13 protein-coding genes and 1 pseudogene are annotated in these 19,253 nt (G+C 55.1%); 10 read left to right on the top strand and 4 right to left on the bottom strand.

What is annotated here, in order from left to right; all coding sequences use genetic code 11:
- Together FXZ76_RS03820 and FXZ76_RS03825 are read left to right on the top strand one after the other, a co-directional pair.
- The gene (locus FXZ76_RS03820; protein WP_079535848.1) at positions 1–1,131 is read left to right on the top strand and encodes a tyrosine-type recombinase/integrase; all 1,131 of its coding nucleotides are present in this window, start codon (positions 1–3) and stop codon (positions 1,129–1,131) included.
- Between the two features lie 40 nt (positions 1,132–1,171).
- Positions 1,172–1,531: a hypothetical protein gene (locus FXZ76_RS03825; protein ID WP_147571530.1), complete on the top strand. Its 360-nt coding sequence runs from the start codon at positions 1,172–1,174 to the stop codon at positions 1,529–1,531.
- A 40-nt stretch (positions 1,532–1,571) separates the two neighbouring features.
- Here FXZ76_RS03825 and FXZ76_RS03830 read toward each other — a convergent pair whose 3' ends face one another.
- The 3 genes from FXZ76_RS03830 to FXZ76_RS03840 are packed head-to-tail and all read right to left on the bottom strand — an operon-like array spanning position 1,572 to position 10,138.
- On the bottom strand, positions 1,572–3,422 hold the full coding sequence (locus tag FXZ76_RS03830) for a DUF262 domain-containing protein (protein ID WP_079535850.1): 1,851 nt from the start codon (positions 3,420–3,422) through the stop codon (positions 1,572–1,574).
- Between the two features lie 40 nt (positions 3,423–3,462).
- Positions 3,463–9,144, bottom strand: coding sequence for a DEAD/DEAH box helicase (locus FXZ76_RS03835; RefSeq protein ID WP_079535851.1), 5,682 nt, complete (start codon positions 9,142–9,144; stop codon positions 3,463–3,465).
- 13 nt (positions 9,145–9,157) lie between these two features.
- Positions 9,158–10,138: a helix-turn-helix transcriptional regulator gene (locus tag FXZ76_RS03840; RefSeq protein WP_079535852.1), complete on the bottom strand. Its 981-nt coding sequence runs from the start codon at positions 10,136–10,138 to the stop codon at positions 9,158–9,160.
- 532 nt (positions 10,139–10,670) lie between these two features.
- Between FXZ76_RS03840 and FXZ76_RS03845 the strand changes: the two are divergent.
- The 8 genes and pseudogenes from FXZ76_RS03845 to FXZ76_RS03880 form a co-directional block, all read left to right on the top strand.
- Positions 10,671–10,958 (top strand): annotated as a pseudogene (locus FXZ76_RS03845) (YraN family protein); the annotation flags it as partial.
- Between the two features lie 103 nt (positions 10,959–11,061).
- Complete coding sequence (locus FXZ76_RS03850; protein WP_079535855.1) at positions 11,062–11,439, top strand: hypothetical protein; 378 nt, start codon at positions 11,062–11,064, stop codon at positions 11,437–11,439.
- A gap of 131 nt (positions 11,440–11,570) precedes the next feature.
- Positions 11,571–12,338, top strand: a complete 768-nt coding sequence (locus FXZ76_RS03855) for a ParA family protein (RefSeq protein ID WP_079535856.1) — start codon at positions 11,571–11,573, stop codon at positions 12,336–12,338.
- Positions 12,325–13,233, top strand: coding sequence for a ParB/RepB/Spo0J family partition protein (locus FXZ76_RS03860; RefSeq protein WP_079535857.1), 909 nt, complete (start codon positions 12,325–12,327; stop codon positions 13,231–13,233). Before FXZ76_RS03855 ends, FXZ76_RS03860 begins: the two co-directional genes overlap by 14 nt.
- A 264-nt stretch (positions 13,234–13,497) precedes the next feature.
- A complete protein-coding gene (locus FXZ76_RS03865; RefSeq protein WP_079536898.1) occupies positions 13,498–13,917 on the top strand; it encodes a CopG family transcriptional regulator in 420 nt (139 codons plus the stop codon).
- A gap of 3 nt (positions 13,918–13,920) precedes the next feature.
- Complete coding sequence (locus FXZ76_RS03870) at positions 13,921–15,150, top strand: relaxase/mobilization nuclease domain-containing protein (RefSeq protein ID WP_079535858.1); 1,230 nt, start codon at positions 13,921–13,923, stop codon at positions 15,148–15,150.
- Entirely contained in the window at positions 15,147–15,722 is a 576-nt protein-coding gene (locus tag FXZ76_RS03875; RefSeq protein ID WP_079535859.1) for a hypothetical protein, read from the top strand. The genes FXZ76_RS03870 and FXZ76_RS03875 overlap by 4 nt, the downstream gene beginning before the upstream one ends.
- A 56-nt stretch (positions 15,723–15,778) precedes the next feature.
- Positions 15,779–16,462, top strand: a complete 684-nt coding sequence (locus FXZ76_RS03880; RefSeq protein ID WP_079535860.1) for a hypothetical protein — start codon at positions 15,779–15,781, stop codon at positions 16,460–16,462.
- Between the two features lie 65 nt (positions 16,463–16,527).
- Here the strand turns inward: FXZ76_RS03880 and FXZ76_RS03885 are convergent, their stop codons facing one another.
- Positions 16,528–19,245, bottom strand: a complete 2,718-nt coding sequence (locus tag FXZ76_RS03885) for a ubiquitin-like protein (RefSeq protein ID WP_197682100.1) — start codon at positions 19,243–19,245, stop codon at positions 16,528–16,530.
- Positions 19,246–19,253 lie beyond the last annotated feature (8 nt).

Here is a 19,253-nt window from a genome sequence, read left to right on the forward strand (position 1 = left end):
ATGCCAGCGTACCTAGACGACAACGGAACCTGGTACGCGCTCTTCTACTACGAGAACTTTAAGAAAGAGAAGAAGAGGAAGAAGAAGCGCGGCTTCGGGACCGAGCAGGAGGCAAACGACTACGAGGACGACTTCAAGGCTAAGGCGTCGCTTGCAAGGTATCTGCCCTTCAAGGACTTCGCAGGCATCTACATGGAGAACGTCGGCCCGAGGGTGCGGATCTCCACCTATGACACGAAGGTCCAATCGCTGAGCAAGTGGATCATCCCCTTCTTCGAGAAGAAGCCCCTGAACGAGATAACGTCGATAGACATAGTCCACTGGCAAGTTTGGCTGTCGGAGGCGAGGAAGAAGAACGGGGAGCCCCTGGCCCCCACCTACGTGAGGAAGCTCAACAGCGAACTTGCGGCCATCTTCAACCACGCGGCCAAGAACTACGACTTGGATCCCAATCCCGTCAAGAAGGTAAAGAAGACGGGCAAGCAAAAGACCGACGAGATGAAGATATGGTCGAAGACAGAGTTCGACCTGTTCCTCGACGCCATTTGCGACAAGGTGGCATCGTACTATGCCTTCGAGATACTTTACTGGACGGGCATAAGGGAGGGGGAGCTCCTGGCGCTCACGCCAGCGGACTTCGATTTCGAGAACTGCTACCTCGATATAAGCAAATCCGTGTACAGGAGAGGCGGCGAGGACATCGTCGGGCCACCGAAGACGGAGAAGTCCTACCGGCAGTTCAGGATACCGAGGTTCCTGGCGGAGGAGGTAGAGGAATACATCAGGCTCTTCCTCCATATCGCGGACGATGAGCGGATCTTCGAGGGACTGACCAGGAAATATCTCTGCAATGAGATGGATAGGGGCTGCAAGATAGCGGGAGTAAAGAGGATCCGCGTGCACGACCTTCGCCACAGCCACGTCTCCATTCTGATAGACATGGGCTACAGCGCGACCGACATCGCCAACCGGGTAGGACACGAGTCCATCGACATCACGTACCGGTATGCGCACCTGTTCCCGAATTCGCAGCAGGACATGGCGGCGAGATTGCAAGATGCAGGCTCCCAGAGGAGATGCGTACAGAAATTCGAAGGGTGTCCCATTTGTGCGCACCCTTCATCTGGCTAGCATTGTATGCTTGCCGAAAACGAGAGGTAGCTAGGTGAAGATGACTGAAGAAACCACAATGGCCATTCCAGATGATGTTCGTGCTACTCTCATGGCGTTTGACGACGACTACCTTGCGGATGTGCTCAGGCTCTGGGATTGCGATTTCATGGATTGGTATGAACCTTTCGCTTTGATTTTCAGGTTTGAGTCGGATGACGTAATGATCTGGTGCGAGAACGAGGTTATAAAGCACAACCTAGGCGCAGTTGGTGGTGGGAATGTCGGCGATCACTTACCTGAAACCGTTAAGGCAAGCATCGAACCTGATGCTTGCCTTTGTTGGTTGCGCGACAAAAGCTATGATGAAATTATCGGATCAACGATGGTAAGCCGTGAGCTAGTTAAACGCTTATTGTAGTTTGTTCCGATATTGTCGTCGGTAAAACAAACTTACCGTTTTAGAATTCGACATTGTCGAAAGTAAACGCCTCCAAAGCTTGGCTAATTAGTTTGTCCGTACGGCTTTTAATTTGATCGCGCGTCCATTTATCTACAGACACCAAATCTTCGTTTAGGTTAAGGCCATTGCGATAGCCCACATTGAATCCGTTTGAATCCTTTCTATCTCGCTTTTCAACGAATGACATATTGCTGAGTTTGGAGTTGTAGCCAGAAATCGTCAGATTGCCCAGCGTGTGCACAAGTTCAGCTTGGATTTTTTGTGCCTCTGATCTGTCGCCGCCCCCAATCATATCTACCCATTCCTGGGGAATATTTTCTCCCTGTGGGAAGACGTGTTCAATTGTCCATACGTAATTCCCGGAAGGATAGCGCTCCCATAACCCTTTCATTTCCTTGGTAACGCTGGGCTCTGCCAGAACAGTGAGTATGAATCGTGTCATATCCGGGTTGACATCATAAATCGGGCCAGCCAGTCGTTCTTCGAACGCTGCGTCGCTTGCAGAAATGTCAACCAAGCGCTCGCGGATGTACTTAGCGGCCTCGGTGCCCTTGAGATTGCTATCTTCAATGCCTTCGCAAATGCTTATGAACAGGCGCTCAAGATCTCGGGTCGGTGGAGTATCTGTGATGTTTCGCCTTACGAAGAAGAGGGTGAGCAGCTCAACGATTCTCGCCAGCATACGATCATCTATTTTCAGCTCCACGCTTTTTTTCATGAGATGTAGGAGGAGCAGATACGACGGAACGCCCTGCGCTCTTGCAAGCTCCGTAAGTTCCGATTCGAGGTCTTTGTCCATGCCTTCACGGTTGATGCCGATAATCTTAGAGTAGATCGATGAGTTTTCGATGAGCTCGTCCAAGACGCTCAATGCGCCGTTCTCTTGTCCAATTCTCTTCTCATAGATCTTCAGTAAGTTGGATCGTGTCGCCACGGATCCGAGTGGCAATTGCGCGCCTCCATCTTGAACGAAAGGCTTATTGATCGCCCTCCTGAATGCATCATAGTTTTGACGGAAGAACCTCTCTTGCGTCGTGTAATCATCGCCTAGATTGCGTAGCATCTCCTGCCATTGATCGAAGTAGTAATCCAGCTCGTTTTCGTCGGCGTCAGCAACCTTTGCGAGCAGAGTGTTCTTTATCAAGTCGACAGCAGACAGCGGAACACCACGGTTGTTGAGAGAAGCAAATAGCGTATAAGCATCCGCATGGCTGTCTACACTTATTTGAACGAGAACGGCAGAGCAAAGTAGTCTGCTCATCTCAAGTAGCTTCTGGATGGATTGCTCATCGTCTAAACCGCAGATCTCTTCTCCCAGCCTGTCGTAGAAATAGTCGAACGCCTTTGCTATCTTTCTAACCCCATAGTATTTAGGCTTTTGCATCACAACATTGAGCCCAGCGTGCTCTTTTAATGTCCATCGATAGTCCTCTAAATCGTGATTTTGAACCTGGGGCACAACACGACTCGTTCCTTTGTCTGCTTTGAGAATAAGCCTGTTTCGCAGTGGCCTCACATCATCCGAACTAATATCTTCATCTATAGCGTCAGGATGTTCGTTAATCCTTGCATATAGAGCACATAGAAGTAGGCTTATGGTCGTAAGTCGCTGCTGCCCATCGATGACCTCGAAATCTATGACGTTGGTTTTTGGATCTATCTCGCCTTGTATCACGATTATGGAACCAAGGAAGTATCCCGGGTCATTGTCAAAGATATCATCATAGAGGTTGGACCAATCACGCTGACCCCAAGTGTACTCACGTTGATACCTTGGTATGTAGTAGACCTTTGAAGCATCGGTCGATAGGATATTTGCAATAGATGGGTCACTAACATTCTTAATCATTGTTGTTTTCCTGTGTCTTATCGGACGGCTGTTGCTGGAATCATTCTTCCGTTTGCCAAGCAAAAGGCCAATTCGCAGGTTGCTCTAATTCGTTAAGAGGAGGCAGAAGGCTAATGATGCTTTGTGTCTCCATAGCTACAGTCACAAGACGAGGGATTAGGCCACTGATGTAGGCGTGATCTTCGCTATAGTCGTTGGGGTCGTTCACAATACCCGAAGCATTGTCCGTTTTCACCTGATAACGGTCTATTAACCATTCTAGCGGGCTGCGTCCATTTACCTTGTAATCATTGGCAGCTTCTGGAATGTCGGTAAAGGTCAGGTTCCCGTTATAGATGAGCGTCGTATGATCATCCACCTTCTTGCCCGTTTCTGGATCTTTGCGCTTGCCCCATTTCATTTTCTGCACTCGACCGGGATTGTCCAGATTGCCTCGGTACGTTAAAGGATATGGTTGAACGTTCTCGTAATCTAGGTGCAGCTGCGCGAGTTTTCGACCCGCTAAAGAAAATGCTCTAAAGTCCTCTGCAAGTGGAATACGAGGTAGTTCCTTCTTCAGGTTTGCTTCGAACCTGCTCCTATATTCAGGAGAATGAAGGATGCCATAGATATAGTAGAAAATATCTTCTTTGGTCAGCTCGACTCCGCCATGCTTTTTCGTACGAGCTGCCTGTTTACCATGCGCATCAAAAGCGCGCGGATAAATCTTTCTAAAAACATCTAGCGCCTCATCAGTAATAGCATCACGCCGTTCTGGTTCTCCTGACTCAAAAGAAAAAAGACCACCGAGCTCATTTCTTCTTTCATACCAATACATAGGAAAGAAAAGTCCCTTTTCAATCAAGTCGTAGCTAGGAATGCTGTCTACGATAAAGCAAGAGCTTTTCTTACTGCCGGGTCCTGATACCCCAATGCATAGGTTATAAGTTGTCCGTTCAGGAAAAATCTGCGGTATTTGATAAACACAGTTATTCATTTGGCGGCTTAGGTAGAGGTACTGCTCCGAAAACGGACGATAAGCTGTATCCCGAATAGCATCTCCTGAGAAAGTACCTCTCTTTTGCTGAACGAGATCTGATTTTAGTTCTCGAGTCCACTTGATCCGTGTCTCGTCTGAATCAACAAATGCATCGATGTTTTTCGGTTTGCCAGATGCTAGCCATCTATCGATCTCCTCGTTGTATGCTTCCGTCATTCTGGACATGTTGCGCTCCAACTCGGAGAAACTGTAATTCACTGCCCAAGGATCGCGATTTGTCTTAACGCCACTTGACCAATTGATAAAGATCCCATGTGGTTCTTTGCCCTTTTCGATTCCGAGGGGTGCGAAATCGTACCAAGAATCGTCACGCTGGTTGAGCCAATCCCCATGCCGATCCGGGACGATCCGATCCCATTCAAAAGCATCGTCTTGAGCAGCATCCTTGATTATTGCGAGCTTCTCTTCCCGTGTGAGGTAATCACCGATGTCGTGGTAGTGAATAACACCGCGTTCCTCGGAGTTCGGATTCTTGATGAGCATAGTTATGACAATTGCAGCGCGTGATCCAGATCCGAAAATCTTACCTCCTTCTTTCCGAGATTGCTCACCTTGCGTGTATTGGTTACCACGCAGATTGAACACATAAATCGAGCTAAACTCATCGGCGAGGGTCTTGCGGAATCCATCCGTAGAGCCGCCGTCGAGCCAGCCACCGTTAGTGACGAAGGAGACGATGCCCCTGTTTCCGATGCGGTCAGACGCCCATCGGAATGCCCGGATGTACGAATCGTACAGCGAGTTCTTAAGGGTTGCTGTTGAACGATCTGCATAGGTCGCCCTTATCTTCGCATCCAGCGTTGGGTACGAGAGGTTCTTTGCGTTGTCGTTTTCGTTCTTTTGACCGGCAGAATAAGGTGGATTCCCCACAATGACGTTGATGGGAGTTTCCATCTCCTTGATTATACGCTCCGTGTTGTCCACGAACATCTCAATGTCGAGCGGATCGCCTTCCTCGTACATCTGGAACGTATCCGTCAGAACTGCGCCCTCGAAAGGTACGTACTCCCCAGAGACGCGTGAATGGTAGGCATACTCGATGTTGATGGTCGCTATGTAGTAGGCAAGCAGAAGTATCTCGTTGCACCATATCTCGCTACGGTACTTCATCGGCAACTTGTCCGTCGGCATGAGCTCTTCGTCCTGTATAAGGTTCACGATGAAGGTGCCAGTGCCCGTGAAGGGATCGAGTATGTTCACCCCCTTGTTGGCCAGGCTCAGTCCAAATTCCTTACGCAGCAGGCGATCAGTAGCATGCAGGATGTAGTTCACAACCTCATTCGGCGTGTAAACGATGCCCATCTTCTCGGATGTCGCCTTGAATGCCTGACTGAAGAATTTCTCGTAGAGTTCCTTGATGATCTTCTGCCGTCCGCCATCGGTCTTTACGCCCTCAGCTCTTAATTTGACGCTTGAGTACAATTCAGCGAGTTCCCTTTTCTCACCTTCTGTCTCTATACCATACTGCCTCAGCGTATCCACCATTTCTTCCATGGCGATAGAGACAGGATTCGAAGAAGCGAATTCGGCTCCGGAAAAGAGCGCCTCGAATACGGGGAGCGTGATCATATGCTGGGCCAACATTTCGACGGCTTCATCCTCAGTGATACCGTTATTCAGGGAGTCTCTCAGACCTTTGAGGAATGACTCGAATTCCTTTGATGCGGGACCTTCGTTTAGGACGAGCTCGCCTACGCGCTCGATGTGTCGTTTGGCGATCTGCCCGATATCCTTTGCCCAATCTTCCCAATATACCTTTGTGCCGCACTTCTTGACGAGCACCGCATTGACCGCTTCTTGCAGCTCTTGATCCGTGAAGAATATCTTCATTTGCTCGCCGGTCTCGGCATCCTCTGCTGGCAAGTTATCACCTTTGCCGTCATGCTCAGAAGGAGGCTTGGCCTGATCCTTGCTGATGTTGATGACGTCCACAACAGCTGTGGTGGCTGGATCGTATTCGAGCCCGTTGATCGCGCCGTCAAGCCTCTCGTCGTGGCTTCTGAGAGCTTGCACAATTTCCCAGACGACCTTGAAGGCGTCGGTGTTGTCGAGTGCCTCCTCTGGCGTCATTCCCGCAGGTATGACCACGGGGAGGATGATGTAACCATATTCCTTGCCCTCGAATCGGCGCATGACGCGCCCGACGGCCTGAACCACCTCGATGCGGGACTTCTTGGGCTGCAGGAACATGATGGCGTCGAGATTCGGGACGTCCACGCCTTCCGAGAGGCAGTGGACGTTTGACAGCACGTGGCATTCGCCGCCGTCCTCGTCGGGATCGTCGACGTCAGCTAGCCAACGCAGCTTCTCCTTGCGCAGGCCCATGTCCATGGTGCCGTCGACATGGTCGACGCGACATTCCAGGAGGGGAACTTCGTTTCCCTGCTCGTTTTCATATTCGAGGTACGCGTTCACGGTCTGCTGGAAATACTCTGCCATGCGCTTCGATTCGGGGATGGTCGAACAGAATGCGACGGCGTTCTTGAGAGCTACACCCTCGTCGCCCTTGCCTTGATCGGCTAGACCTTTCCAGCACCCTATGACCTTCGCTGCATCGGTGATCTCGAACCCATCTTCCTGCGCCATTGCCATCTGGTAGACATCGCTCACGACATCCTCGGAAACCGTGAGGGCGATCACCCTGTAATCTGTGAGAAGACCCTCGTCCACAGCACGCCCGAACGTAAGGCGGTAGAAGACGGGACCGAACTTATCGATGTCATCCATCGATGAGATCTCGTAGTTCTCCGTCTTAGCTTGCCTTCTGGCGTTGTCGCCATAGAGCTTGGGAGTCGCCGTCATGTAGAGGCGCTTCTTCGCTGATACGAGTCTGTTGTTGTGGACCTTGGTGAACTCGCTCTGATTCTTGAGATCGTCCACGATCTCGGAAGCACCGGTGGTTCTGTGGGCCTCGTCGCAAACGATCAGATCAAAGGGGTCGAGTCCCTTTCTCTGCGCGTCCGATACGACCTGGATAGACTGATAGGTTGAGAAGATAACGTTGACCCCAGACTTGCGGTCGAACTTCGATATCTGGTTGTACAGGTCGTCTGGATCAGTGGTAGCGGGATACGGGATGTCGGAGAGCGATGTCTCCCACGTATCGCCATCAGTGCTGGATGCCTTGGCATCCGAGCATACTACTGCGCAGCGCATAGGGCGCTTCGACTGGTTGGCCCATTCCCTCATAGTCTGCGAGACGAGGGCAATCGATGGAGCCAGGAAAAGAACTACCGACCCTTCCGGGAGCAGCTCCTCTTCAAGCCTAAGGGAGGTCAGGGTTTTTCCCGTGCCACACGCCATGATGAGCTGACCGCGCTCATGTACGTCGAAACCGTCAATGCAGGCATCGATGGCCTCGCGCTGGTGCGGCAACGGATCCTTGAACTTGCGTTCCATGGTTTCGCGACCTTCCATGAAGGCGTCCCAGTCCACCTCGGATTGCGCCATACCATCAGCAAATAGCCTTACGGTGTCCCATTGCTTGGCTATCTTGTTTAAGTTTGGTCCGAAATCGGCGCAGGTCGTGACGATCATGTTGTGCTTGTACTGATCCGTGGCACCGGTTTTGCCGTAGAACGTGGCGACATCGTTGTAGTCCAACGTGGCCTTCTGGTAGCACTTGCATTGGATCGCCCAGTAGCTTCCGTCCTCCGCGTCTTGGGCGACGAGATCGATGCCCATATCTATGCCGTCGTTCGTCGGCGCGTCCTTCCACATCCATACGCGGCTGAACCTCTGGCTGTATACTGGGTCATGCTCCAGATAGAATCGGGTAGCGCGCTCGAATTTGTCTCCCTTTTCCCGTTCGCTTTCTGATGACGCCCTGATCCAGTCGATCACCTGGTATATCATGCGCGATGAGGACTGGTCGAACCTCACGCTTGCCGCATCGGGATAGTGCTTGCCCTGAAGTTTGAGGACGTTCTCCTCGACCTCTTTGAGCATCGACTCTTCGAGCGAGAGCACATCGACCACCCATGCGCACTGGAGATAGGGGTTGTAGATGCCCACCTTGGTGACGCCTTTGAACTCCTCTTGTTCCGAATGGAGGCTCAGCAGGTAGTAGAGAAGCACCTGGAGGGTCGAGTTCTTGTTCGGCTGGGCCTTCCTCACTTTGAGATCCCATATGGTGTCGGGCGTGAGGTAATCGGCGTCACCTGATTCGATGCTGTCGGAATAGCCTCCGCTGAAGGTGAAGCCGCTTGAGATCACGGGACCGTTCTCTGAGAAGAATTCGAGTGTGCGCTCTATGAGCGTTTGTATGTCAGATACGGTCTGATCGTCGGGTTTGATCTCGGACACTGGCTTATAGGCCCTGAACCCCGCCCTGAAAGCGGAATCGAATCCCGACAGCTTGCAGATGTCAACGATCCCCTGTGGAGAAATGCCAGCCCCAACGCTGAAGTTCTCACTGAGATCGGAGATAAGTTCCTCGGCTTGGTTTGTCGCCCCCACTAAAGATGCACCTGCCAAGGCAACTGAGAACACTTCCCTCGGAGCCGTTCCCTGCATGAGTCTCGTGCCGTAATCGACCGCGAGTCCCACCAGAGACGGGTGGACGTTGTAGTTCCCGGAGACGACTCGACTATCTTCATATTGGATCATGTCAAACTTCGAAAGGGGCAAATACCCCTTCCTAGGCTGATGTGCCGTTCCAACAATTTGTGTTACTGAGGGCATGGATTCTCTTCCTCTATTCCTCTATCAAGCCTTTTAGATACTCGTTGTACTCTTTCTTCAAGCTTTTCGGCCCATGTATTCTCACAGTGCCTCCGAGCCCCGCAATCCAGCCGAAGAACGGCTCGGACTTGCGGATCTTCACGATCGCTTTAGCGGTCTCATCGTCGTGCTCGTACATCTCAGCGGCATCGCCGAAGCGATCCATGATAATCTCCACCTTGTCACCGTCGACGAGGAGCGTCGCAGTGACGGGCTCCCCTCCGAAGCGCCCGAAGCTCTCGTGGTCGTCTCCGTCGAATGTATGATGCGTGATCTCGTCGTTCCGCGTTGCCGCGTTTTGGGACACCCGTAAGCGCTCCATGCGGTCTATCCTGAACTCGGTCATGCACTCATGATCGTCGTTCCACGCGGTCAGATAGTAATAGCCACCCCAGTAGGTGATGCCCACGGGCGTCACCTCATGCGGCTTGCCGTCGTGGGTCGCCTTGCGCTCGCCCTTGAGGTTGAACTTGTAGTACATGAAGGAGACCTTCTTGTGCTGGCGCATGGCGTCATGCAAAACGTCGATGCATCCGAACACCCCGTCCTTCTTGGACGTGATCCTTCCCTGCACGTGTATCCGCCGATCGAGCAGCGCCCGCTCATGGTCGCTCGCGAGCAGCTTCAGGTTCGTGGTGAGCGACCTCGACTGGCTCTTCGTGAGGAACTTGCACGATTCCACAGCGTCCACCAAAAGCATCAGCTCGGACAGTGTGAAGTCCCGCCTCACGACCGCGTACTGCACCGGGTTCCTCTGGTAGGTGCGGATGTCGAGACCGAATTCCTTGAGCGTCTCAAGGTCGCGGTAGACGCCCTTGCGCTCCGCCGGTATCTCGTAGGCATGCAAGCGATCGATGAGCTGCGTCATAGACAGCCCGTGGCTCTCGTCGGTCTCCTCTTCGAGGATGCGCTTCAGGTACAGCAGCTTCAGCTTGGACTTGCTGTTGTTCGCCATGATCCCTGTCCCTTCTCTTGCGCCCCATCTGTATTACATGCGTTGATTACTCATTCTAAGCGATGATCTCGAACCTCCGTTCCGGGTGTCCCTTTTTCGCATAACTTCTCCGCCCGGGCGGAGCGTCTTCCCACGCGGGCGTGCTGTTTCCTTCATAGACGCAACCTCCGCATCTCGCACATGCCCCTTCGCCTTCCTTGAACGTCGCACCCTCGCACAGCGCCGCTCGTTGCCGCGCAAGGGCCGCGATGCTTTTCCAATTTCTTTTCAGGGATGAACTCATTTCCTACGACCCCGAAAACAAATAGGAAAACCAGCACGGCAGAGATGCTTCCTCGATCCGCCGTTTCGCTTCCTCCCTTGCACGGCCGCGACGCCGTGCGCCATGCGCCTCACAAGGCAGGCCAAAGGGGCCGTGCCGAAGACGAATTGGAGGTCGATTCGAATGAAGGAATTCAGCAAGCACGTACAGGACGCGGCAGAGATGTTCCTCAAGCGCCGGGGCTACGAAATCCTCGATGCGAACTGGGAATGCCCGGACGGCGAAGGGAAGTTCGACATCGTCGCCGACGACGAGGACTCAATCGTCTTCGTCCAGGTGAAGGGGCGCGACGGAAGGGTCGAGGGGTTCGGCTTCGACGAGGCCACCATGCAGCGCGATGACTTCGAGCGCATGTCGATGAGCTACCTCGCCAAGAACCCGGACATCTGCAACTGCGCGGTGCGCTTCGACGTCGTCGCCATAACGGTCGTCGGCGAGGACAGGGCGATGATCCGCCACCACATCAACGCCATGAGCTACGGCCTCTCGGAGGAATAAACGACCTCCGTTCCTCCAGAGGAGGACACCCGCTCCCGTCCGGGTCGCAAGGCCCGGGCGGGATCCCGGGGACATCCAGCAACGATTGAAAGGACGCACGAAAATGGGACTCGACATGTACCTCACCCGCAGAGCCAAGGGCGGAAACGCCGAGCACGAGCTTCTGGCCTACTGGCGCAAGGCGAACCACATCCACGGCTGGTTTGAGCGCAACACGACCGACGGATACATCGAGAACTGCGAGTACTACCCGGTCTGCAGACAAGACCTCGTATGCCTCATGGACGACTGCAAGCTCGTGAAAGGAAACCGCTTTCTGGCACCCAAACTCCTCCCAGTGCAGGAGGGATTCTTCTTCGGGGCATTCGGCTACGGCGACGAGTACTACACCGACTGCATCGACCAGACGATCAGCATGCTGGAGCACGTGCTCAAGGAGACCGGCGAGGAGGACGAGCTCTTCTACCACGCATGGTGGTAGCGATCGCAAAGTACCCTAAAACAGTTCACAAGTGAACTGTTTTAGGGTACTATACCGAATGTAATACATATCCACATGAAGCGCCCAACCTCCAACCTGCGGGCGCGAGATGCAAGGGAGAAAGGACAAGCATGCGCACCATAGCCATCTCCAACTACAAGGGAGGTGTGGGCAAGACGACGAGCGCCGTGAACCTCGCCAGCATCTACGCCGATGCTGGCAGCCGGGTGCTCCTGATCGACCTCGACCCCCAGGCCTCCGCGACCGACTACTACGGACTCTACGACAGGGCGAAGACGGAGGGCCGAAGCTCCATAGAGCTGCTATACGGGCAGGCCTCCGTCGCCGACCTCGCCTTCGAGACCGGAACGGAGAACCTCTCCGTGATCCCGTCGACCATCGAGCTCGTCGACCAGAACGAGCTGCTGCTGCGCGAGCAGAGGCTCAAGTTCGCGCTCGACGATGCCGACGACACCTACGACATCGCGATCATCGACTGCTCTCCTGTGCTCAAGCGCCTGGCCTTCAACGCGTACCTCGCGGCTGCGGACGGCGGCATCGTCGTCATCCCGGTGAAGCTCGACTCCACGGTCATGCGGGGCACGGCGCTCACGGTGGAGGCAACCAAATCCATCGCCGAGGCACTTCGCATGCCCTGCCCCAAGTACCGAATCCTGCGCACCTGCGTTCCCGGCCGCATGACCAAAGCCGAGAGGACGGGAGCAGAGGTGCTCGACCGCTTCTTCCCCGACACGCAGTTCTCAAGTGTGATCCACGCCTCATCCAAGGTCGGCGAGGGAAGCTGGCAGTGGACGCCGGTGTCATCGTTCGAGCCCGGAAGCAGGCCTGCGCGCGACTACGCGGCCTTGGCTGAGGAGGTTCTCAATGAGCTCGACTAGCGACGTCGCCAAGGCGTTCTCGATCTCCGGGCTCTTGGACGAGAAGTCAAAGACGCGCGAACGCTTCCCTGTTCTTGAGATAGCCGTCGGAGACATCGCGGCTCATCCCGCGAACGTCGCCTACTCGATGGACGCTTCTGCCATAAGGCAGCTTGCGAGCTCGATCAAGCGCGACGGCCTCACCGACCTCCCGCTCGTGAGAAGGCTTGCCGACGGCGGCTTCCAGATGATTTCCGGGCACCGCCGCCTTGAGGCATTCCGCCTCCTCGCTAAAGACGACGACGCGTTCTCGCGCATTCCCTGCCGGATCGTCGAGGGCATCACGGACGCCCAGGCGATAACGCTCCTCCACACGGCGAACTACTTCGTGCGCTCGCTCACGGTGACCGAGAGGGCATACGCGACGGAGGCCCTCGGCATCGAGGCGGAGCGGCTCCGCGCGGAAGACCCGTCGCTCAAGGGGAAGCGAACCGAGGACATCAAGGCGGAGCTGATCGAGCAGCAGACCGGCAAGGCCGTCTCCGGAAGGACGATCTTACGCGACGAGAAGATGGCCAAGACCATCCAGAGCGACCTTTCCAGGAACTGGGCCATCGAGGCTGACGAGGGACGGCTCTCCGCATCGAGCGTCGAGATACTCAAAGGCCTACCGAGAGAGAAGCAGACGCGCCTTTACGTGAGCCGACCCGCAGGGCTCTCCAAGAAGGAGACTACCGAGTACCTCAAGCGCAAGCTCGAACTTGAGAGCCCTTGCGACAAGAGGCTCGTCCGCATCCTCGACGACCTCCGCTCGTACATGTCCTCGATGGAGGGAAGGCCATCGAAGGCCGATTGCGAAGCAGTCGCTGAGATACGGCGGATAAGCGCCCGAATCTCGAAGATGTGCATTAAGTGACCACCTTGGGACTTATCGGCGCTTAGACGCCGAATCCAGCAAGTAGCCTATTGGCGTATTACATCTTCGATGTCGCCAATAGCACTTGCCCCGGGAGGCGATGGAGCAGTCATGTCGCTTGAGCCGCGTGGGGGCTCCGCTCCGCCAACTCCCGGGGGATCTGGCAAGCGCAGGCGCTCGGGCCTTGCACCCTTCTCCTCCGCTTGGCGGGGGATCCCCCGCGCCCCTTATACGAATTTTCGAAAAGCACTAGGAGGTAATCCTATGAACCCCATGAACAAGACCAGAACCTTGAGCTTCCGCCTCGCGGAGGACGATTACCAGAAGCTCGTCGAACGCTGCCGCGTTTCTGAGCTCTCGCAGTCGAAGTACCTGCGCTACCTCATCCGGATACCCATGCTCGCTGAGGCCGCCGAGGGCGAGATCCCCGACGGCGTCGTCATCGACAGGAAGACGATGCGCCAGATGTCGCGGGAGCTCACGCGCTGGGGCTACCACTACAACCAGGCCGTACATGCCATGAACTCGATCAACTACTACATCGTCCACGGCAAGGCGACCACCGAGCTCATCGCACCCAAGGCCGAGACCATCGAGACGGAGCTAGCGGCGGTGAACGAGAACGCCGAACGGATCGTCTACGAGCTGGCGCGCCTCCAGTGCTCGACGATCATGGAGGCGTGAGCGATGCCCATTCTGAAACCTATAGCGGGCCATGGGTCGGTGGTCGGCATAAGGCGATATCTGGAGAAGAAGAACAGGGCGCTGGCCAAAGACCTGTTCAACCTCAGTTGGGACGAGAGGGGCAACTGCAACGATCCTCAAGAAGCCAAGAATCTTGTGAGATGGGACGAAGAGATGGATGCCATGAGGGCGAGCCTCGGCCACGATTCCCCGTGGAAGGGGAAGCGCGCCAGGACCTTCAAGCATTTCGTCATATCCCCCGACCCCGACGATGGAATCGATCTTGACTCGCTTCGTGAGCTCGCTTGCGCATGGGCTCTCGAACATTTTCCCGACAACCAGATCGCCATCGTCTACCACGATGACAACGAGGGTTCGATTCCTCACGCGCATGTGGTTGTGAACAGCTCGAATCTTGCCACGGGAAACAGGATGCAGACCGAGCATCCCGAGGACTTGAACCGGGCGCTTCAGGATATGGCGCGCGAGCGAGGGCTCACGGGACTCTCGAACGTCATGCCCGAGAAGTCCCAGAAGAGCACCGAGCCCAAGACGGCCCGCACGCGGCAGGGCATCTACTTCGGACGCGCCGAGAAGGAGATCATGCGCTCCGGCAACTACTCCTGGGTTGGCGACATAAGGGCGCGCGTGGCGCTCGCGAAGAACACGTCCCGAAGCGAGACCGACTTCATGGAGGCTCTCAGGCGTCTCGGCATCGACGTAGCCGACAACTCCTCGAAGGCCAGGCGCGACGACTGGATCTTCTCGCTCGCCGACGAGCCGACGAAGAAGGTGTCCGGCGAGAGGCTCGGCTTCACCTTCGGCAAGCAGATGCTAAGGAGCCGCTTTGAGAGGCAGTCGGCCTACCACCCCGAGCGCAGAACCGAGGGCGAGATACGACGCCGCGCCGTGAGCGCAGTGGAACTCAACGACTTGCAAGACCTCTCCAGGCTCTCCGCCGTCCTTGAGACGTGCGCGAAGTTCGACATCCGCTACCTGGAGGATTTCGATGCGAGGGCGGCCGCCCTCGCCCGAAGGGACCAGCTCGGCAGCGAGGGATTCAGGCGTCTGGCCGAGGCACGCGTATACGTCGCCGAGAACGGCCTCATGACAAGGAGGGGCGAAGGCGAGACGGCTCCTGCATCGACGAGAAGGCGCGGGAATCAGCATCACCTTGCGCCAAGGACGCAGGAGGCCGAGCAGAGGCGCAACCGAGAGAGGAGCGACAGGTGATAATCAAGGTTACCTACGACGACCAGAGGCTTGACGTGTTCGACACGACGACGTTCACCTCTGCCGCGCCTTTCGGCAAGACGAACATGCTCACGAACTTCGAGGTGCGCTTCGACACGATCGGCGAAGGCGGCCTTTGGATGGCTGCCCACAGCTACCAGGCAATCGAAGACGGAAATGAAAACAGCGATGAGACACCTGCCGCTAAGCGCAAGCGCGGGTGGGAGTTCCTACTCGCCGATTCCGAGGAGCTGGATCATGTCGAGCTTGTCGTCGTGGATGGCGAGGCGATCATGAAGCGCGTGTTCGGAGAGCTCGTGGATCTTCAGGCCTTCGACGAGGCCGCATACGAATGTATCGGAAGCTCCTCAAAGGGGCTGCATGCGAGAATTGTCGAGCTCTTCGGGTATCTCAAGCGGATGACGGGAGAACCGAGTCCGAAGGTGCCGGGTATCCCGACCGATGTTGTGGATGCCGTCATCTCCTCGATCGAGGCGGAAAGCTCTGTGCGCGAGAAGGAAGAGGACGAACAGGCAGAGGAATGGGGCGATTTGGATGAAGTTGGTTGGTAGTTTCGTACGTTGGCTTATCAAAGCGGTCTTCCGCTTCATGTAGGAAGGTGAGATAGATGAGGATCAATGATTTGACCAGAACCGACAAGGGAAAGCTGGCAGCAGTCTGCGCAGTCCTAGCCATCATGCTGGCTCTGGGCGTAGCGCTCGTGTCCTGCTCGGCCGATGTAAGTGCTGAAGGAATTGGAGCGAGCCGCGCCGTCGCAGACGCAGCAGGCGGATCCGTCGAGAGCATCGATGCTCCGGAGGTTGTCGAGGCCGACGAGACGGAAGATGCCTCTGCAGCTCAGCAAACAGAGGCAACCGAGCCAGCAGATGATGAGACGTTCTCGCTTGAAGGCGATGGCTCTGTCGACACGGCTTCTGCAGCATCGAAACAAACAGCCTCCATCTCATCGCACTCTGAATCGAAGAGCGAGAGCAAACCGAATGCCTCTGCCCCGACGGAAAGCTCACCGCAGAGGAAGTGGGTCGAGGACACCGAGCAGGTCTGGGTCGTGGACAAGGCGGCATGGACCGAGAGCATTCCCGTCTACTCCACTGTCGAGGTCTCGATCTGCAACATCTGCGGTCAGGACGTCACGGGAAACACTTCCGCGCATGCGAAGGCTCATATGAAGGCTGGAGAAGGATCAGGGCACCACAGCGAGGTTCGCCGCGAGATCACTGGATACGACACTGTGAGCCATGCGGAAGACGGGCATTGGGAGAAGAAGGTCGTAGGAGGCCATTGGGAATGAGGGGAGGCGCTTATCCTTCTTGCATGCCTGCCTAAGTTGTTTCGTTTCTTCAGCTCGCCCTTCCGTTATCGCGCTACGTGCTTGCCCCGTTTGATGGCAGAAGCTCGATGCCAACTGGCTTTCATAGCACTTGCAGCCAGTACGATTAGGCAAAAACAAATCCCCATCAGAATAGCCAAGTTGTCTCCTGTGGCACTCAAAAATCCACCATTCGAAGGATGATTTACTTTATCGTTAGCGTTCGTGCTGCCGTTGGTGCCATCTCCAGCGTCTGTACTGTTGTTAATGCCATCTCCAGTGTTCGTGCTGTCGTCGCCTTCATTGCGTGGAGTCGTGACTCCCAAACCTGCGCTTGCCTCCGAGGGGTCACACATCTCATTTCCCGCATATCGCGAGAAGATCGTGTATGCCGTATTTGGATCGAGCGACTCGAACACAGGGCTCATCTGCCAGGTCGCACCGGAAGGCAGGGTGGCAATCGTTCCATCGACGCTTTTCACCAGACAATACTCCACATTGGCAAGTCCAGCGGGTTGCTCGTTAAGCGTGATGCTCTCTGCAGTGACGGTCTTGACAGTGGGAGTCACTGGAGCTGAGGGCTTCGTGCCCTTCGCCACTTTGATATTTGCCGTTGCTGTAGTGCTGAGAAGTTCGCGGTGCTCATCGACAGCCATTCCGTCGAATCGGGCTGTGATGGTGTTGTCACCGAGCTTCCATTCGCCTTTTCTCCACGCCTCCGTTGTAAGCTCAAGCTCCACCGTGTCACCTGACACGCTCGACGTTCCGAGCAGCTGACCGCTCTCTGGCTCGCCAAGCCAGAATTCGACAGTCGGCTCTGAGCTCTTCGTTTCGGCTTTGAACATGGAGACGAAAGGCGATGTGAGCTTTGATGCCAGCTTTGTGTTGGCTCCGTATTTGGCGGTATCTATGGAAACGCCATCGCGCTCAGCGCCGAGAGACATCGTGGGCGCCATCGCAAGCACTCCATTCCCAGAGTAGTATCCCTGTCCGGATATGGATCCGTACACTTCGATCCTGCCGTTGCAGACGATGTCGCCATTGTTAAGAAGTTCACCGTAGCAGATGAGGGTGCCATTGCAAATCACCTTGCCGCCGGTGTCAACAGTCAGCGTCTTGTCCGCAGCTACCGTAAGCATCTTGCCGACAGGGATGGTCAGTGTCTTGCCATCGGGAACGGCGATATTGCCCGATGCATCTGCCATGGACTTCTCCACGGCATAGGGGTATTCGTCTTTGGTCGCTGCGTCAGTGCTCTCGACCACGGTGTAGCCTGAGGCAGGCGCGATGCCGTAGGCCGCTCCTCCCTCAACGCCATTGCCGAGCGTCGCGCCATTCGAGGTGAAGAAGCCGCCCTGGATCGCAACGTGGGCAGCATCGCCAGAGTATCCGGCCCCGTTTCCGAGATAGGTAGACCCATCGCGGGAAGTAAGGCTCAAGCAAGGGCCAAAGACCCGGGATCCGATCCTGATACGAGCAGATTTGCAACCATAAGCAGCGCCAATGGCAGCCGAGCCTTCGCCAGATGAGACGTTTACAGTTCCTTCGCCGATGGCTATCTCGCTGTAGGGTGACGGGTCAGGGGCACCTTTTCCACCGCCGATACCGGCAGCCTCTCTAGACATTGCCGTTACGGTGCCACCGTTGACCAAGATGTCGCCGCTGCACCCACCGCTGCCGCCGCCGATACCCGCTCCATTGTGGGACATGCTTTTGACCACTGCATTTTCGCTTATGTAGATATTGCCTCCACTCTGACCGTTAGCTCCTCCGATGCCAGCACCGTTAGTGCTGGCGGCGCGGAGACTTCCTGATCCATGAATGACGACAGATTGCATGCCATTTTCGAGACCTGCGCGATCGTCGCCCGATGAAAGCGAGTTGGTCGAGCCATCGGCCAGATTGAGCAAAAGGCCTCCTGAAGCTATACGGAGAGCAGCTTTATCAGTACGGGCGTCCGAAAGACCGTCAAGTTCGATGGCTGTGTTATTAAAGGTGATGTCTGCATAGTTGTCTTCATTGTTGTTGCCTACATCGACTATGATCCCGGCGTTGGTGACATCTCCGTTCGTCGAGATGGTCAAAGGCGTGGTCATCTTGACCCTGAGTTCGCCCCAGTCGGCGCCCGCGTCATAGACCCAGTCGTAATCAGTGCCGAGTGTGCCACCCTCTATTACGAAGGGACATGCATGGCGCAGGACCAGATGTAACGTACTGTCCTTTTGAATACTGTAATCCTGCAAGGTATTGTCGTCTTCGAGCTGCTTTCCTGCAAAAATCAATCTCTGCTGATCGATTGGTATTCCCTCTTTATCCCTGATCATTGCCTTTACGTCTTCTATTCGATCCGTTGGCTCAACCTCAAGAGTTATATGTTTTCCCGTTAGGGTCTTTACGAATATCTGCATCGCTGACATCGGTTCGCCTTGTGGTCCAGCGAGCGCTTCACGAACTGCGTTGTACCGATCCATATGCAGTCCGTCGCGCTTATCTTCTGGGATAGCACTAATGGCATCGGAGATCGCTTGCATGGCTTCATCCATTGCATGCGCATCTTCAGCAGATAGCGTTTCGGGGTCGGGCAACCCATCTATCAGCGCATTGACCTTCACGACAGCATCGTTGGTTTCCAAATCCAAGGCTTCGGCTTGTATAGATATTGCGTCCGTTCCGTCCAATTGCGGCTCGATCGCAAAAGCCATCATGGGCATCGTGCCGAAGATCAGAGTTAGGCAAAGTAGTTTGTTGAGCATGCGTTTAGCCATGATGATGC

The organism is Phoenicibacter congonensis, from assembly GCF_902386915.1.
In the GTDB taxonomy this organism is placed as follows: Bacteria; Actinomycetota; Coriobacteriia; order Coriobacteriales; family Eggerthellaceae; genus Phoenicibacter; species Phoenicibacter congonensis.

What these genes read in the sequence shown, in the direction of transcription:
- FXZ76_RS03820 (WP_079535848.1), top strand. Translation starts at nt 1, where the DNA reads ATGCCAGCGTACCTAGACGACAACGGAACCTGGTACGCGCTCTTCTAC.
- FXZ76_RS03825 (WP_147571530.1), top strand. Translation starts at nt 1,172, where the DNA reads ATGACTGAAGAAACCACAATGGCCATTCCAGATGATGTTCGTGCTACT.
- FXZ76_RS03830 (WP_079535850.1), bottom strand. Translation starts at nt 3,422, where the DNA reads ATGATTAAGAATGTTAGTGACCCATCTATTGCAAATATCCTATCGACC.
- FXZ76_RS03835 (WP_079535851.1), bottom strand. Translation starts at nt 9,144, where the DNA reads ATGCCCTCAGTAACACAAATTGTTGGAACGGCACATCAGCCTAGGAAG.
- FXZ76_RS03840 (WP_079535852.1), bottom strand. Translation starts at nt 10,138, where the DNA reads ATGGCGAACAACAGCAAGTCCAAGCTGAAGCTGCTGTACCTGAAGCGC.
- FXZ76_RS03850 (WP_079535855.1), top strand. Translation starts at nt 11,062, where the DNA reads ATGGGACTCGACATGTACCTCACCCGCAGAGCCAAGGGCGGAAACGCC.
- FXZ76_RS03855 (WP_079535856.1), top strand. Translation starts at nt 11,571, where the DNA reads ATGCGCACCATAGCCATCTCCAACTACAAGGGAGGTGTGGGCAAGACG.
- FXZ76_RS03860 (WP_079535857.1), top strand. Translation starts at nt 12,325, where the DNA reads ATGAGCTCGACTAGCGACGTCGCCAAGGCGTTCTCGATCTCCGGGCTC.
- FXZ76_RS03865 (WP_079536898.1), top strand. Translation starts at nt 13,498, where the DNA reads ATGAACCCCATGAACAAGACCAGAACCTTGAGCTTCCGCCTCGCGGAG.
- FXZ76_RS03870 (WP_079535858.1), top strand. Translation starts at nt 13,921, where the DNA reads ATGCCCATTCTGAAACCTATAGCGGGCCATGGGTCGGTGGTCGGCATA.
- FXZ76_RS03880 (WP_079535860.1), top strand. Translation starts at nt 15,779, where the DNA reads ATGAGGATCAATGATTTGACCAGAACCGACAAGGGAAAGCTGGCAGCA.
- FXZ76_RS03885 (WP_197682100.1), bottom strand. Translation starts at nt 19,245, where the DNA reads ATGGCTAAACGCATGCTCAACAAACTACTTTGCCTAACTCTGATCTTC.